The following is a 16,734-nucleotide window of genomic DNA, read 5'->3' as shown; positions in this document are numbered from 1 at the left end:
AAAATAGGTCACTTATTCATTCTGAACTGTGCTCTATGGCACATATTACCCTCAGGCTATTTGGCATAATCGATTCAGTAGTCTGTTTTATCGCCTATTTGGGTGTGTTTAATGGGTAACTTGTCGTCAAAAGGATGCGGTCTATGAGTGAATTAGCTCTTACTGTAAGTTTGTTGGCGTTAGCTGCTGCTTTAGGATTATGGATTGGTAATTGGAAGATCCGTAGTGTTGGGCTGGGTATTGGTGGTGTCCTATTTGGGGGGATCATCGTTGGGCATTTTGCCCAAAGTTACGGCTTACAACTGAATAAAGACATGCTGCATTTTATTCAAGAGTTTGGCTTGATACTGTTTGTATACACGATTGGTATTCAGGTCGGGCCTGGTTTTTTCTCTTCTTTACGTGTTTCTGGCCTGAAACTAAATGGTTTTGCGCTGATGGTGGTTGTCTTAGGTGCGGTGGTAACGGCAATTATATATAAAGTTGCGAATATCCCATTACCTATTATTTTAGGTATTTTTTCAGGTGCAGTCACGAATACCCCATCTTTAGGTGCTGGTCAGCAAATTTTATCTGATTTAGGCTCTGATCCTAACCTTGTTGACCAGATGGGAATGGGTTATGCCATGGCATATCCTATGGGGATTTGTGGCATATTATTAGTAATGTGGTTAGTACGCATTATTTTTAGGATCTCAGTAGATAAAGAAGCTTCCGCATTTAATAGTTCTAATTTTCAACAGCGCGATTCTCTGCAGACCATGAATATTGCCATTCGTAACGCTAATCTTGATGGCTTAATGATGCAAGACATCCCACTACTTGGTAGTGAAGCGATTGTTTGTTCAAGATTAAAACGTGGAGATATGCTTGTTGTCCCTCAGCCCACAACAGAGATCCATTTAGGGGATCTATTGCACGTTGTTGGTTTGAAAGACGATTTAAATAAAGTTCGCTTAATATTAGGTGAGGAAGTTGATGCATCCCTTTCGACATCAAGCTCTATTTTGCATTCCGTTCGTGTAGTAGTAACGAATGATGCCGTATTAAGTAAAAGGCTTAAAGACTTAAATTTAAAACAAAAATATGACGTTGTTGTTACACGATTAAACCGTACGGGTATTGATTTAGTGGCTAATAACAATTCAGTTTTACAATTTGGCGATATTTTAAATATTGTTGGGCGTCCTGAGTCAATTGAAGCTGTCACCGCTTTGTTAGGCAATGCGAAACAAAAACTACAGCAAGTTCAAATGTTACCTGTGTTCCTTGGAATAGGGCTTGGGGTTGTACTGGGGTCAATACCTGTTTTTGTTCCAGGTTTTCCTGCAGCGCTAAAACTTGGATTAGCGGGAGGCCCACTAGTTGTTGCATTAATTCTAGGTCGTATAGGGACTATCGGGCGTTTATATTGGTTCATGCCTCCGAGTGCAAATTTGGCGTTGAGAGAGTTGGGGATTGTCATGTTCCTCGCTGTGGTTGGGCTCAATTCAGGTGGTGGCTTCATTGATACTTTAATTAAAGGCGATGGGCTGACGTGGATTGGCTATGGGTTATTGATCACGTTTGTGCCGCTATTTATTACAGGTGTTGTAGCTCGAATTTTTGGCAAAATGAACTATCTGAGCCTTTGCGGGGTGCTAGCAGGTTCCATGACGGACCCTCCTGCATTAGCATTTGCAAATAATATTCATGCGACCAGCGGTGCTCCCGCATTATCTTATGCAACAGTTTATCCATTAGCGATGTTTTTAAGGATTATTTCTCCTCAATTACTCGCCATTTTATTTTGGGCCGTTTAGTTAAATGTGATAATCCATTTGATGAAGAACTAACACTGTTTAAGGCTTGTTTTTCAATTGGATAGGTGAGTATTCATGATGGATATAGAAGAAGGCCATTAAAAAGTATCACGATATATAGGGGCAAAAAGTGCTTTTGTTCAAGCAATAACCAAATAGAAAAGATGTTCTAATGGTTCTGAATGATATTCGTATTGAAAAATTAATTTGATTTCAATTACGGAGTTCTCGCTAATTTTTAGCCCTTTCTGCATGAAAGGGCTTTTTTTTACCTAAAAATTGCAATTACAGGGCTAAAAGCCCTTTGTTATTTTGCAGCCTAACAGGTTACTTCTTGGTAAGCTTTTTCTAGTTCTTCAGCTAATATCTTGATCCCTTGTTCAATTTTTTCTGGTTCAGGGACATAGTTCATGCGCATACATTGATGTGCATGTGGCCAATCTTGTTCGATACCGGGAAAGAAGTAGTGGCCAGGAACCATCAATACACCGCGTTTCTTTAAGCGTTGGTATAATTCTAAGCAATTAATTGGTAAGTCTTTAAACCATAACCAAAGGAAAATGGCACCTTCAGGCTTATGAATCAAACATTTATCTTCTGGAATATAGCGGCGAATAATTTCGATGGCTTCTTCCACACGTTGCTTATAAAAAGGGCCAATTACATTCTTAGATAATGAGATAAGATCATCTTTTTTGAGCATTTCTAAAGCAAGTGCAGGGCCTATGCCACCAGGCGCAAGGCTAATGATACCATTCATATTACTAACGGCTTCAATGATTTCTTCATTAGCGATGATAATGCCGCATCGAGTTCCAGGTAAACCAAGTTTAGATAAACTCATACAAAGAATGACATTTTCGTTCCAAAATGGCGTAGCTTCGCTGAAGATAATGCCAGGAAAAGGAACACCATAAGCATTATCTATTAATAATGGGATATTATGTTGTTTAGCTAATTGATCTAAATGCTCAACTTCTTCATCTGTAATGACATTACCGGTTGGGTTTGTTGGACGAGACACACAAATAACACCAATGTCATCAGTAACTTCTAATGTGTTGAAGTCCACCCGGTACTTAAATTGGCCATTAGGTAAAAATTCAATTTGTGGTTTGTTCGCGACGAATAAGTCATCGTCAAGCCCTGAGTCCGCGTAACCGACATATTCAGGGGCAAGAGGGAAGAGGACTTTACGGGTGATACCATCTTCAAAGCGACCGGCTAACAAGTTAAATAGATAGAAAAAAGCGCTCTGGCTGCCGTTAGATAGGGCAATATTTTTCGCGCTAATGTTCCAACCTAGTTTTGCTTTTAGCGTTGCTGCAAGCGCTTTCAACATGGCATCTTTACCTTGAGGACCATCATAATTACATAAAGTGTCCGTCAATTGGCCATTAGCACACATTTCAGCTAATAGATCTTGGAAATATTTATCCATTTCAGGGATATGAGCTGGATTTCCACCCCCTAACATAATGGAGCCAGGGGTTCTTATGCCTTCATTCAAGTCTTTCATTAATAATGAAATACCTGAATTTTGAGCAAATTTATTACCAAATTTAGAAAATATCATCGCATTTATTCACATATATTTATTAGATTGTTAATGGAATTTAAAACATACTCTGCTACTTCTCAGAGTTCAACCACCCATTCATATCTTTTTTTAATGTAAAATATCGAAAGTTTCTAATTTATCGAGTTAAAATATTGCAATGTTAATGCCTTGGTGGTTTATTTTTCTTTTTCCTTGGTAAGTTACACCGATAAAAACTAATTTATTTAAATTGGCAACAATTCACTAAATGGTCATTAATCATGCCAGTTGCCTGCATAAAGGCATAACAAGTGATCGAACCGACAAATTTAAACCCACGTTTTTTGAGCGCCTTGGAAAGAAGCTTAGAAATTTCAGTTTCCGCAGGGACTTGTGATGGTTTTTCCCAACCATTGACAATGGGTTGACCATTTACAAATTGCCAAATAAAAGTGGAAAAATCTTCACCATTGTCTTTCATCGCTAAATAGGCTTTTGCATTCGCGATAATCGCATTAATTTTTAGTCGGTTACGGATAATTCGAGTATCTTGCATAAGTCGTTCAACATCATTCTCACTCATTAATGCGATTTTTGTAGGATCGAAATGATGAAATAAGTCACGATATCCTTGGCGTTTTTTTAAAATAGTGTACCAAGAGAGCCCGGCTTGTTGGCCTTCAAGGCAAAGCATTTCAAATAATGCTAAGTTGCCATAAGTGGGTTTACCCCATTCATGGTCGTGATAAGCGATATATTCAGGATCTTGATTAACCCAATGGCAGCGTGTCAGGGAAGTATCCATTTTTCATCCTTTTTACAGTTTCAATAACCTTGTTTCAAAAAACAAATTATTTATACTGTATAAATAACCAGTTTAAAAGGGGTGAAAGTATTTTTTTTTATTTTTAGAATAAATACAGACATATTCAATGCTGTATATCTTGCGGTCAAAGGGTATACTGGCGTACTTTCATTAAATTTTACGTATCGCGTGCGGATCTAACATGCAAAAGTTTGATACCAAAACCTTCCAAGGTCTAATCCTGACATTACAGGACTACTGGGCGCGTCAAGGCTGTACCATTGTTCAACCATTGGACATGGAAGTCGGCGCAGGAACTTCTCACCCAATGACGTGTTTGCGTGCATTAGGCCCTGAGCCTATTGCTGCGGCTTATGTCCAACCATCCCGTCGACCTACTGATGGTCGCTATGGTGAAAACCCAAACCGTCTACAACACTATTATCAGTTTCAGGTGATCATCAAACCATCACCCGATAACATCCAAGAATTATACCTTGGTTCTTTAAAAGAATTAGGTGTTGACCCAACCGTTCACGACATTCGTTTTGTTGAAGATAACTGGGAAAACCCAACACTTGGTGCTTGGGGACTAGGTTGGGAAGTATGGCTTAACGGGATGGAAGTAACTCAGTTTACTTACTTCCAGCAGGTCGGTGGTCTTGAGTGTAAACCGGTAACGGGTGAAATTACATACGGCCTAGAACGCTTAGCCATGTATATTCAAGGCGTGGACAGCGTGTATGACCTTGTCTGGTGTGATGGTCCATTGGGTAAAACCACCTATGGTGATATTTATCATCAAAACGAAGTTGAGCAATCAACCTATAACTTCGAATACGCAAATGTTGATTTTCTGTTCAAATGTTTTGACGAGTATGAAAAAGAAGCTCAACACTTGCTGGCTTTGGAAACGCCACTTCCACTACCTGCATACGAACGTATCTTGAAAGCGGCTCACACTTTCAACCTACTAGATGCACGTAAAGCCATTTCTGTTACTGAACGCCAACGCTATATTTTACGTATTCGTACCCTAACTAAAGGGGTTGCAGAAGCGTACTATGCTTCTCGTGAAGCGCTTGGATTCCCTATGTGTCATAAGAACTAAGAGGCTGTCATGACTCAACAGACTTTCCTTGTGGAAATCGGCACCGAAGAGTTACCGCCGAAGGCTCTTCGTTCATTAGCTGAATCATTTGCTGCAAATTTTACGGCTGAACTTGATGGTGCTGATATCGCTCATGGTGCAGTAACGTGGTTTGCTGCTCCCCGTCGGTTAGCATTTAAAGTCGCTGATTTAGCGGCTTCACAGCCAGACCGTGAAGTTGAAAAACGAGGCCCTGCTATCTCTCAGGCATTCGGTCCAGATGGCCAACCGACTAAAGCCGCTGAAGGCTGGGCTCGTGGTTGTGGTATTACTGTTGATCAAGCTGAGCGTTTGACCACAGATAAAGGCGAATGGCTACTATATCGTGCTCAAGTGAAAGGGCAGGCCGTTAGTGAGTTATTGGTTGATATGACTAGCCGTGCGCTAGCAAAACTACCAATTCCTAAATTAATGCGCTGGGCTGATAAAGATACCCAATTCGTTCGCCCTGTTCATACAGTCACATTACTGCTAGGTAGTGATGTGATTGATGGTGAAATCTTAGGTATCAAGAGCGGGCGCACAATTCGTGGCCACCGCTTTATGGGTGAAGCTGAATTTACTATTGATAACGCTGAACAATATCCAGCCATTTTACGTGAACGCGGTAAAGTCATGGCGGATTACGAAGAACGTAAAGCGGTGATTAAAGCGGATGCAGAAAAAGCAGCTCAGGCTCTTGGTGGCCAAGCTGACTTAACGGATAGCTTGCTTGAAGAAGTGACGTCATTGGTTGAATGGCCAGTCGTTTTAACAGCTAAATTTGAAGAGAAATTCTTAGAGGTTCCTTCAGAAGCGCTCGTTTACACCATGAAAGGGGACCAAAAATATTTCCCAGTTTATGATAAGGCTGGCAAGCTAATGCCTAACTTTATCTTTGTGGCCAATATTGAGTCTTCTGATCCTCAGCAAATCATTTCAGGTAACGAAAAAGTCGTACGTCCACGTTTAGCGGATGCCGAATTTTTCTTTAAGACTGACCGTAAACAACGTTTGGAAGATAACTTACCACGCTTAGAAACCGTATTGTTCCAGAAACAATTAGGTACATTGCGTGATAAAACAGACCGTTTAGAAGCATTCGCTGGCTGGGTTGCGAGCAAAATTGGTGCGGATGTAAATCATGCAACACGAGCTGGTTTATTAGCAAAATGTGACTTAATGACTAACATGGTGTTTGAGTTCACAGACACTCAAGGTGTTATGGGAATGCACTACGCACGCCATGATGGTGAGTCAGAAGATGTTGCATTAGCTTTAAAAGAGCAGTACCAACCGCGTTTTTCAGGGGATGCACTTCCATCGACTGACGTTTCAGCTGCATTAGCACTGGCTGAAAAAATGGATACGCTTGCGGGGATTTTTGGTATCGGCCAACATCCTAAAGGCGATAAAGACCCATTTGCTCTGCGCCGTGCTGCGTTAGGTGTCTTACGCATTATTGTTGAGAAAGGCTATCAGCTTGATCTCGTTGAGATGACAGAAGAAGCGGCTCGCTTATACGGTGATAAATTAACCAATGAAAATGTGGTTAGTGACGTTGTTGAGTTCATGCTTGGTCGTTTCCGTTCTTGGTATCAAGAATTAGGCTATAGTATCGATACCATTCAAGCGGTATTAGCTCGTCACCCAACACAACCTGCTGACTTTGATGCGCGAGTGAAAGCAGTTACTCACTTCCGTTCATTAGACGAAGCACAGGCACTTGCAGCGGCAAATAAACGTGTTTCCAATATTCTGAGCAAATCAGAAGAAAAACTTGCGGACAACGTTTTAGCCTCTGTTCTAAAAATGCCTGAAGAAGTCAAACTGGCGACTCACGTTGTGGTATTACAAGATAAGCTTGCGCCAATGTTTGCAGAAAGGAATTATCAAGAGGCTTTAGTTGAATTAGCTTCTTTACGCGATATCGTGGATGAATTCTTTGCAAATGTGATGGTAATGGATGAAGACCAAGCGGTTCGTATTAATCGTTTGACACTATTAAGCCAGTTACGTGAGTTATTCTTAAGAGTAGCGGATATTTCTTTACTGCAATAGGCTTAAAATTGAGTTATTAGCGTGTTGTTAATGCTATTTTTATAAACTCTAACCTGTTTGATAAATAAGCACTAAAATATTTTAGTGCTTATTTTTTGCTTTAAATAAGGCGACTTGCATATAAACCTTACCATTTTGGTGGTTTTATCGGCAAACGAACAGAATTGGCGAAAAATGGGTTGACGACCTCCGTTCTTGGCAGTATTATTCACACCGTTTTCGGCGAGTAGCGCAGCTTGGTAGCGCAACTGGTTTGGGACCAGTGGGTCGGAGGTTCGAATCCTCTCTCGCCGACCAAATTCTAAAACCCACCTCATTGAGGTGGGTTTTTTCGTTTTTACCCCTTCCTATTTTTCACCTCAACTATTTCAGACTAACTTGGCTTGCACTCAATAACCTATCTCTGTTGATATATAAGCTGACTCACTCATGTTGTTTTAGGTAAAAACGCTTTTTCATTACAAGGACTCGTTAATGAAAGTTGATAACGTTTTATCGATACATCTTTGCTGCTTCTTATTCAGTTTTTGTACCATTATTGGCTTTAAAGCTTATAGCACGCCTATAGCGCCTCCAAATGGTATTATCCAAGTCCCCTCTACTTGTATCATGATGAATCAAGTACATTTCATTGGGCTTGAGCAAGTAAAGGAAATCGCTCGTAGCCAAGTGAATAGATGGCGGCAAAAAATAGAAGGCCAGTGCATTGATGAACAAGGCTTGCTTAAATATGCGGATGACATTACGGCAGAGCTAGTTCATGCAGGCTATTTAACCTCTTACTTGTATTACCCAGAGCAAACTTTTCTATTTGGTATCTTGCAAGCAAAAATAATAGCAGGAACAGTTTCTTCAGTGGTTTATCAACATGAGCAGGCAGAAGATAAATCACTTCAACATATATTTCCTTTTCAGCTAGGGGATACGCTTAATCTGCGACAAGTTGAGCAAGGTTTGTATAACTTAAAAAATGCATCTTTAATCCCTTTTCAAGTCAAATTAATTGCAGATGATAAGCATGAAAACGCCACTCAAATTATAGTGCTAGGCCAGCATCGGCGCGAATTTCAAGGTACTCTCTCCTTTGAGTCACACTCAAAGGCCCATCAGGTAGGCAATACAAATACAGTTAGCCATACTTTTATGGTTGCTAATCCTTTGTTACTAAATGATTTTTTATATTCAAATATTAGCCGTCAATTTAGCAACACCGAAGAAACCGAAGTCAAATCAGCCATGCTGTTTTATTCTCTTCCTTATCAATACTGGTTGTTTTCAATATTGAGTGGATACCAGAAAAATAAAACGGTCATTGCCAGCAATGATGTTGTTCTACCACTGAAGCAGCATAACAGTTTCTTATTATTACAAGCCGAGTATTTATTAAAGCGAACAGAAAACGCGATGACTTCATTAAGCCTAGGGTCTGAAAGCCAAAGGAGCGACACGTTTTTGTCCAACCTACACTTACAAACACAACAACGTTTGGCTCATTACATTATTGGTGAGCTGACTCATCAGGTTAACTTCTTACAGGGTAGCGCTTTAATTGCATTAAAGTATAAACAAGGAACTAGCTGGTTTGGTGCAAATGCACAGCAAGTTACAGGTTTAAATAAGCCACAGGTTTTACAAGTTTCGGCTTCTGCAATGAGGGTGGCCTCTCCTTTTCAATATGAAAGCCAACTTGATGTGCAACTAAGTCGTGATAAGTTAGATGTTTTATTAGAGCAAGAGTCATTTATTGGTTTTGGAGGCGTTAGCGGTTTTATTGGAGGAGCCGAGTCCTTTGATATGGGGGATAATAGTTTAAAGCTACAAAGTGAGGTCCTCTGGCAGAGCCCATGGCCATATATGGCTTTATATACCTCGTTAGGTTTAGGAACAACATCAAATGATAGGGGGACCTTTTGGAAAGAAAATCTATTGCTGGGTGGTAGAGTCGGAGCTAAAGGCCAAATAGGGCGTTTGTCATATCATTTATTTACGGAGACTCCAATTTGGCAAACTGATCAGCTGTTGGTGAATTCAATGAGTACAGGTCTTCAGGTAAGGGTTCATTATTAGTTAAATCATAGAGTTAAGATAGACAATTGTATCATTGAGGAATGACCGAATTAATACTAGGTAATTGTAGCTTTTATCGTTGGTATTAAAGCATATTCTGTATTTGGGCAAATAGAATACAAACCCTTATCAGTGTTATTTTATTCTTTAAGTTATCAGTTGGTTAAAATTTTGTTTAGCATAGTCAGCTGAATGTTTTTTATTTGCTTATAAAACAAACTAAATTATTACATACTAAAATAATTTCCATATCAATTCTCTTTAGTGTTTTATTTCGCACTACACCAATAAAAGCACTATATTCGTTCAGTAATTCAGCACTTAATCACAAATATAAAAATAAATAACCTCAACATAAAACCCTATTCACTATTGATTATATGGTTATAACGCCTGCATCTTGTCCTCTACTGTGAAATTTTAAGCTAAATTGCAGTGCTAATTGTTTCTAATATGTTACATAGATTGTGGGTGAGTCATAAATGTGGCTATTGACGAAGTGAGTAACAGTTGATTAATTGCACAATGAATAACAAAAAATACAGATACTACATCTGTCGCTTTTATGACGGATTTAGGCATCAAGCAAAACAACATGAACACCATAGGAGCATACAGATGCGCTCTATTAAAAAGACAGGTCTACTGACTGTAGGGCTTACATTGGCAGCATTAGCAGTATCAGCATCAGTACAGGCAAAAACGTTAGTTTATTGTTCAGAAGGCTCCCCTGAGGGCTTTAACCCACAGTTGTTCACGTCAGGAACAACCTATGATGCAAGTTCAATTCCACTGTATAACCGCTTAGTGGAATTCAAATTAGGAACGACGGAAATCGAACCGGGCCTAGCGGAAAGCTGGGAAGTGAGTGATGATGGTAAAGAATATACTTTCCATCTACGTAAAGGTGTCAAATGGCACTCGAATAAAGAATTTAAGCCAAGCCGTGATTTGAATGCGGACGATGTAATCTATACATTTATGCGTCAAAAAGATGCAAATCACCCATACCATAAAGTTTCAGGTGGCAGCTATGAATACTTTATGGGAATGGATATGGATAAAATTATCGATAAAGTTGAAAAAGTCGATGATAACACAGTAAAAATTACGTTAACTCGTCCTGAATCTCCATTCTTAGCGGATATGGCAATGGATTTCGCATCCATTCTTTCTGCTGAATATGCAGACCAGATGTTGAAAGCGGGTACGCCAGAAAAAGTAGACTTAAACCCAATTGGAACAGGCCCATTTGTTCTGCAACAGTATCAGAAAGACTCCCGTATTCTTTATAAAGCCAACGACCAATATTGGGGCACAAAACCTAAACTTGACCGTTTAGTCTTCTCTATCACGCCAGATGCTTCCGTTCGTTATGCAAAACTGCAGAAAAATGAATGCCAAGTCATGCCATATCCAAATCCGGCTGATTTAGAGCGTATGAAGCAAGATAAAGACATTACGTTAATGGAGCAACCAGGCCTAAACGTCGGTTACCTCTCTTATAATGTCGAGAAAAAACCGTTAGATAATCAAAAAGTTCGCCAAGCGCTGTCTATGGCGGTGAACAAAGATGCAATTATTGAAGCGGTTTATCAAGGTGCAGGCCAAAAAGCGAAAAACCTGATCCCGCCGACAATGTGGGGCTATAACGACGCTGTGAATGATTACGAATATAATCCTGAAAAAGCCAAAGCCTTATTAGCAGAAGCGGGTTTCCCGAATGGTTTTGAGATAGACCTGTGGGCGATGCCTGTTCAACGACCATATAACCCAAATGCACGCCGTATGGCGGAAATGATCCAAGCAGACTGGGCAAAAGTTGGCGTTAAATCAAAAGTTGTCAGCTATGAGTGGGGCGAATACCTCAAACGTGCGAAAGATGGCGAGCCACAAACGGTAATGATGGGTTGGACGGGTGACAATGGGGACCCTGATAACTTCTTTGCAACCTTATTTAGCTGTGCCGCAAAAGAGCAAGGTTCTAACTACTCAAAATGGTGTAATGAAAGCTTTGAGAACTTGATCCAACCAGCACGCCAAACAGCAGATCACGACAAACGAGTTGAACTGTACAAGCAAGCGCAAGTTGTGATGAATGAACAGGCACCAGCCCTCATCATTGCACACTCCACGGTGTTTGAGCCGGTACGTAAAGAAGTCAAAGGCTATGTGGTTGACCCACTAGGCAAACACCACTTCGAAAACGTCGATATTGAGAAGTAATCGTATCTAATCTGTCTATGCCCTTCGTTGCTGGTTTAGAGCGGAGGGCGTTTTCTTCTCTAGAAGAAGCGGAAAAGTTAAGTTGTTTGTGAGCACCCGGAAAAGCGATTTTCTGAGTAGCCAAACGGACTAAGAGCCGTCAACGGCATTATTAAAGAGATTCAGGATATGTTGCAATTTATCCTCCGACGATTGGGGCTTGTGATCCCCACGTTTATCGGTATTACATTATTAACCTTTGCTTTTGTCCACATGATCCCGGGTGACCCGGTGATGATCATGGCAGGTGAAAGGGGATTATCCCCTGAAAGGCATGCTTATTTAATGGCTGAACTAGGGCTTGATCAGCCACTTTGGAAGCAATATCTCCATTACATCAATGGGATATTTCATGGTGATTTAGGGATTTCCCTAAAAAGCCGTATTGGTGTGTGGGAAGAGTTTTTACCTCGTTTTTTAGCGACAGTTGAACTGGCCACTTGCGCCATGATTTTTGCGGTTTCTGTTGGGATCCCTGTTGGAGTTTTAGCGGCAGTAAAACGTGGGTCAATTTTTGACCATACTGCAATCGGCCTTTCTTTAACGGGTTACTCAATGCCTATCTTCTGGTGGGGGATCATGCTCATCATGCTAGTGTCGGTGCAGTTAGACCTCACTCCAGTAGCCGGCCGAGTCAGTGACACCGTTTTTCTTGATGACTCCCAGCCTCTGACCGGTTTTATGCTAATTGATACCCTAATTTGGGGGGAGGATGGTGACTTTATTGATGCAGTAGAGCACTTAATATTGCCTTCTATTGTTTTAGGTACGATCCCATTAGCCGTTATTGTGCGCATGACTCGCTCGTCAATGTTGGAAGTGTTGGGAGAAGACTATATTCGGACTGCTCGTGCCAAAGGTCTTGGCCGCGCGCGCGTCATTTTAATTCACGCATTACGCAACGCATTATTACCAGTGGTCACGGTAATTGGCTTACAGGTTGGGGTGATGCTAGCAGGGGCTATTTTAACAGAAACTATTTTCTCATGGCCTGGGTTAGGACGCTGGTTAATCGAAGGACTACAGCGCCGTGACTACCCTGTAGTACAAGGGGGCGTCCTGCTGGTTGCTACACTGATCATCCTCGTAAACTTAGTGGTCGACGTGCTGTATGGCATTGTAAACCCACGTATTCGTCATAAGAAATAAGGAGCGCTAAATGTCTCAATCTACTGAGCCAACTGTTGTCAGCGCCCCGCAGCCGATGACACCATTACAAGAGTTTTGGCACTATTTTAAACGTAACAAAGGGGCCGTTGTCGGGATGTTCTACATTATCCTGATGGTGCTGATTGCGATTTTTGCGGGAGTATTAGCTCCGCATGCCCCAGATGAACAATTTCGTGATTTTTTACTTGTTCCACCTGTTTGGCAGGACGGGGGAAGTTGGCAATTTATTTTAGGTACTGATGATATTGGGCGTGATTTACTCTCTCGCTTAATGTATGGCGCTCGTTTATCGCTGTTAGTTGGCTGCTTGGTGGTCGTATTATCACTAATTGCGGGTGTTACCATCGGAGTAATCGCAGGTTATTTTGGCGGTGTCGTTGACGCATTAATTATGCGAGTTGTTGACATCATGCTGGCATTACCAAGCCTATTATTAGCATTGGTGCTGGTGGCCATTTTCGGCCCGTCCATTGTTAACGCTTCTATTGCTTTGACGTTTGTTGCCTTGCCACATTATATCAGGCTGACGCGTGCGGCAGTACTGGTGGAAGTCAACCGTGATTATGTCACTGCCTCCCGAGTTGCGGGTGCAGGAGCGGCTCGTCAAATGTTTGTCAATATTTTGCCTAACTGTTTGGCACCTTTGATTGTACAGGCCTCTTTAGGTTTTTCGAATGCCATTTTAGATATGGCTGCTTTGGGTTTCCTCGGAATGGGCGCACAGCCACCGACTCCTGAATGGGGAACGATGCTGTCTGATGTGTTGCAATTTGCACAAAGCGCATGGTGGGTAGTGACTTTTCCTGGATTAGCAATTTTATTGACGGTGCTTGCGTTCAACCTGATGGGTGATGGGTTACGTGATGCATTTGATCCAAAACTCAAGCAGTGATGAGGTAACCAAATGGCATTGTTAAATGTAGAACAACTTTCGGTACATTTCGGAGACGAAAAAGCACCGTTTCGCGCCGTTGACCGCATCAGCTATAGCGTTGATAAAGGCCAGGTCGTTGGTATTGTTGGTGAGTCGGGTTCAGGTAAATCGGTGAGTTCACTCGCGATTATGGGGTTGATCGATTACCCCGGGAAAGTAATGGCAGATTCATTAAAATTTGATGGACGTGATTTGCTGTCGATCCCTGAAAAAGAACGCAGGCAGATTGTTGGTGCCGATGTTGCGATGATTTTCCAAGATCCGATGACCAGTTTAAACCCTTGTTTTACCGTGGGGTATCAGATCATTGAAGCATTGAAAGTGCATCAAGGCGGGAGCAAAAGTACACGCAAACAGCGGGCTATCGACCTGTTAGATATGGTGGGGATCCCTGACCCACAATCACGTTTAGATGTGTATCCTCACCAGTTGTCAGGAGGAATGAGCCAGCGTGTGATGATTGCTATGGCGATCGCATGTCGACCTAAATTATTGATTGCAGATGAGCCGACAACAGCGCTAGATGTCACTATTCAGGCCCAAATCATTGAATTGTTGTTGGAATTGCAGCAACAAGAAAATATGGCATTAGTGCTTATCACTCATGACCTCGCTTTAGTGGCAGAAGCTGCACATCATATTATTGTGATGTATGCGGGGCAGGTGGTTGAGTCCGCCAAAGCAAGTGATATTTTTAAACATCCACGCCATCCTTATACACAAGCGCTATTACGTGCCTTGCCGGAATTTGCGACGAATAAATCCCGTTTAGCCTCGCTTCCTGGTGTGGTACCGGGAAAATACGATAGGCCAGTGGGCTGTTTATTGAACCCACGTTGTCCGTATGCAACGGAGATATGCCGTCAAGAAGAGCCAATGTTACAAACCGTTGGTGATCGCCAAGTCAAATGCCATATGCCGCTGGATGATATGGGGAGGCCAACACTATGAGTGACAAACAACACACTCCATTGCTCAAAGCGGTGGATTTGAAAAAATATTATTCTGTCAAAAGAGGGGTTTTTGCTGCTGAGAAAACCTTAAAAGCATTGGATGGAGTCTCTTTTGAACTAGAAAGAGGTAAAACACTGGCAGTGGTTGGGGAGTCCGGTTGTGGTAAATCGACATTGGGTCGTTTATTAACCATGATTGAGCAACCTTCTGAAGGTGAGTTGTATTATCAAGACCAAGACTTGTTAGTAAAAGATAAGTCTGCAGAGAAATTGCGTCGCCAAAAAATCCAAATTGTATTTCAAAATCCTTATGGCTCGCTGAACCCACGTAAAAAGGTGGGGCAAATTTTGGAAGAGCCGCTATTGATTAATACTTCGTTATCGAAAGAGCAACGCAAAGAAAAAGTATTATCCATGATGGCTAAAGTGGGTTTGAAAACAGAGCACTATAGCCGATACCCCCATATGTTTTCTGGTGGCCAACGTCAACGTATCGCGATAGCTCGTGGTTTAATGCTTGACCCTGATATCGTGGTTGCAGATGAACCCGTTTCCGCACTGGATGTGTCTGTTCGTGCTCAAGTATTAAATCTGATGATGGATTTACAGCAAGATTTAGGTTTGTCTTATGTCTTTATTTCACACGATTTATCGGTGGTAGAGCATATCGCTGATGAAGTCATGGTGATGTATTTAGGCCGCTGTGTGGAGAAAGGGACAAAAGAGCAGATTTTTAATAACCCTCTTCACCCTTATACCCAAGCGTTATTATCCGCTACACCGAGATTGAACCCAGATGCTCGGCGCGAACGTATTAAGTTAACGGGAGAGTTGCCAAGCCCTTTGAACCCGCCGCCGGGGTGCGCATTTGCAGCGCGTTGTCGTAGAGCATTCGGTCAGTGTACGCAATTCCAGCCAACACTGAAGGAATATAACCAACAGTTGGTTGCGTGCTTTGCGGTTGATGAAGATGAAAAACAGACGATTGTTATGAGTTAATGTGTGAAACGGTAGAAAAGGCTGATTTTCTACCGTTTTTTATTCAAGTGTGCCTTTAAGCTATTTTAACGTGTTGTTTGTCCTAAATACCCAATCTTTCTTTTTAAGCTACTCTTTTGCAGATAAAATCAAGTATACTGGCTGACGTTTCCGTTTTCTTTAAAAAAGCTGCTTGATTAGAAAGGTTGTGGCCAAATGAATACCCGAGTCCAACGCTCACTAACATTAAAAAGTATGGTCGTATTCTTTATGATTACGTTGCTATCACTTGCGCTTTTTTTAGCTATTCAATTCAGCTATTTAGTTGACCAACGTAAGCAAGATTATTTAGACCAACTTAGTAACGCTGTAGTGCAAATTCAAGAACCATTAACAGATTCATTGTTAAGTTCTGACCTTAACGAAGTCAAACGGCTACTGATAAGCTTAAAAACATCAGGCATTATGGGAAATGCGATTATTACGGTTGATGGCACAACGGTAATGAATCTAAGCTTTGCAACGCCTAAGCCGATACCTGATTGGGTAACGCATTTTGTGGGGATACCTGTCGAAATGACCGTGCCGCTGTATGCATACGGCAATGTTGTGTTGCAAGCGAAGCCTCAAGGGTATTTAACATTACAGGTTGACCCTAACCGTGTTTATCGGTTCGCGCTAAACACACTCGCATTGATGACAACCACTTATTTGCTGTTGGTGCTCATTATTGCTATTGGAATGACGTGGTGTGTCAGCCGAATGATAATAAGGCCACTGCGTAAAATCGCAATTGAATTACAGACAAATTCTGAAGTTAATCAAATTACTGTGTCTGAATATCATCGTGACGATGAGCTCGGTTTACTTGCAAAAGGGTATAATCGTCAAAGAAAACAGCAAAAATCAGACTAAGCCATGAACATGAACTCAGCTTTATGGTCTAATATCGTTATAGTGGTGACAATGAAAAATGGAATAAAGCCAAACTATATCGTTTAACCCGATAAGTTCGCGTTTTTCGTTAATT

Annotated in this window: 12 protein-coding genes and 1 tRNA gene; 11 read left to right on the top strand and 2 right to left on the bottom strand. The window is 41.4% G+C overall.

Annotated elements, in window-relative coordinates; translation table 11 throughout:
- The first annotated feature begins 143 nt into the window (after positions 1-143).
- Complete coding sequence (locus tag PR800_RS08265) at positions 144-1,802, top strand: putative transporter (protein ID WP_102138858.1); 1,659 nt, start codon at positions 144-146, stop codon at positions 1,800-1,802.
- 319 nt (positions 1,803-2,121) lie between these two features.
- On the opposite strand, the gene PR800_RS08260 is transcribed toward PR800_RS08265, so the two are convergent.
- Both PR800_RS08260 and PR800_RS08255 read right to left on the bottom strand, forming a co-directional pair.
- On the bottom strand, positions 2,122-3,378 hold the full coding sequence (locus PR800_RS08260) for a valine--pyruvate transaminase (RefSeq protein ID WP_195698067.1): 1,257 nt from the start codon (positions 3,376-3,378) through the stop codon (positions 2,122-2,124).
- Between the two features lie 205 nt (positions 3,379-3,583).
- Positions 3,584-4,147 carry a DNA-3-methyladenine glycosylase I gene (locus PR800_RS08255; RefSeq protein ID WP_102138860.1) on the bottom strand — a complete coding sequence of 188 codons (564 nt, stop codon included), beginning with the start codon at positions 4,145-4,147 and terminating at the stop codon, positions 3,584-3,586.
- Between the two features lie 202 nt (positions 4,148-4,349).
- Here PR800_RS08255 and glyQ point away from each other — a divergent pair, with 202 nt between their 5' ends.
- From glyQ to PR800_RS08205, 10 genes are all read left to right on the top strand, one after another.
- Positions 4,350-5,258: a glycine--tRNA ligase subunit alpha gene (gene glyQ, locus PR800_RS08250; protein ID WP_102138861.1), complete on the top strand. Its 909-nt coding sequence runs from the start codon at positions 4,350-4,352 to the stop codon at positions 5,256-5,258.
- Between the two features lie 9 nt (positions 5,259-5,267).
- Positions 5,268-7,337, top strand: a complete 2,070-nt coding sequence (glyS, locus tag PR800_RS08245; protein ID WP_272530547.1) for a glycine--tRNA ligase subunit beta — start codon at positions 5,268-5,270, stop codon at positions 7,335-7,337.
- Between the two features lie 220 nt (positions 7,338-7,557).
- A tRNA-Pro gene (locus PR800_RS08240) sits at positions 7,558-7,634 on the top strand.
- A 177-nt stretch (positions 7,635-7,811) separates the two neighbouring features.
- Positions 7,812-9,404 (top strand): ShlB/FhaC/HecB family hemolysin secretion/activation protein, encoded by a 1,593-nt coding sequence (locus PR800_RS08235; RefSeq protein ID WP_272530546.1) that lies wholly within the window; start codon positions 7,812-7,814, stop codon positions 9,402-9,404.
- Positions 9,405-10,022: 618 nt separating this feature from the next.
- A complete protein-coding gene (gene dppA, locus PR800_RS08230; RefSeq protein ID WP_102138864.1) occupies positions 10,023-11,630 on the top strand; it encodes a dipeptide ABC transporter periplasmic-binding protein DppA in 1,608 nt (535 codons plus the stop codon).
- A 168-nt stretch (positions 11,631-11,798) separates the two neighbouring features.
- Positions 11,799-12,818 carry a dipeptide ABC transporter permease DppB gene (gene dppB, locus PR800_RS08225; protein WP_102138865.1) on the top strand — a complete coding sequence of 340 codons (1,020 nt, stop codon included), beginning with the start codon at positions 11,799-11,801 and terminating at the stop codon, positions 12,816-12,818.
- 10 nt (positions 12,819-12,828) lie between these two features.
- On the top strand, positions 12,829-13,731 hold the full coding sequence (dppC, locus tag PR800_RS08220) for a dipeptide ABC transporter permease DppC (protein ID WP_102138866.1): 903 nt from the start codon (positions 12,829-12,831) through the stop codon (positions 13,729-13,731).
- 12 nt (positions 13,732-13,743) lie between these two features.
- Positions 13,744-14,724, top strand: coding sequence for a dipeptide ABC transporter ATP-binding protein (gene dppD / locus PR800_RS08215; protein ID WP_102138867.1), 981 nt, complete (start codon positions 13,744-13,746; stop codon positions 14,722-14,724).
- On the top strand, positions 14,721-15,725 hold the full coding sequence (gene dppF, locus PR800_RS08210) for a dipeptide ABC transporter ATP-binding subunit DppF (protein ID WP_195698069.1): 1,005 nt from the start codon (positions 14,721-14,723) through the stop codon (positions 15,723-15,725). The genes dppD and dppF overlap by 4 nt, the downstream gene beginning before the upstream one ends.
- Positions 15,726-15,920: 195 nt before the next feature.
- Complete coding sequence (locus PR800_RS08205) at positions 15,921-16,619, top strand: HAMP domain-containing protein (RefSeq protein ID WP_102138869.1); 699 nt, start codon at positions 15,921-15,923, stop codon at positions 16,617-16,619.
- Positions 16,620-16,734: the final 115 nt, after the last annotated feature.

The organism is Providencia sp. PROV205, from assembly GCF_028479505.1.
Classification (GTDB): Bacteria; Pseudomonadota; Gammaproteobacteria; order Enterobacterales; family Enterobacteriaceae; genus Providencia; species Providencia huaxiensis.
Note: the sequence above shows the minus strand (reverse complement) of the source record. Positions and strands in the feature narration are given on the sequence as shown.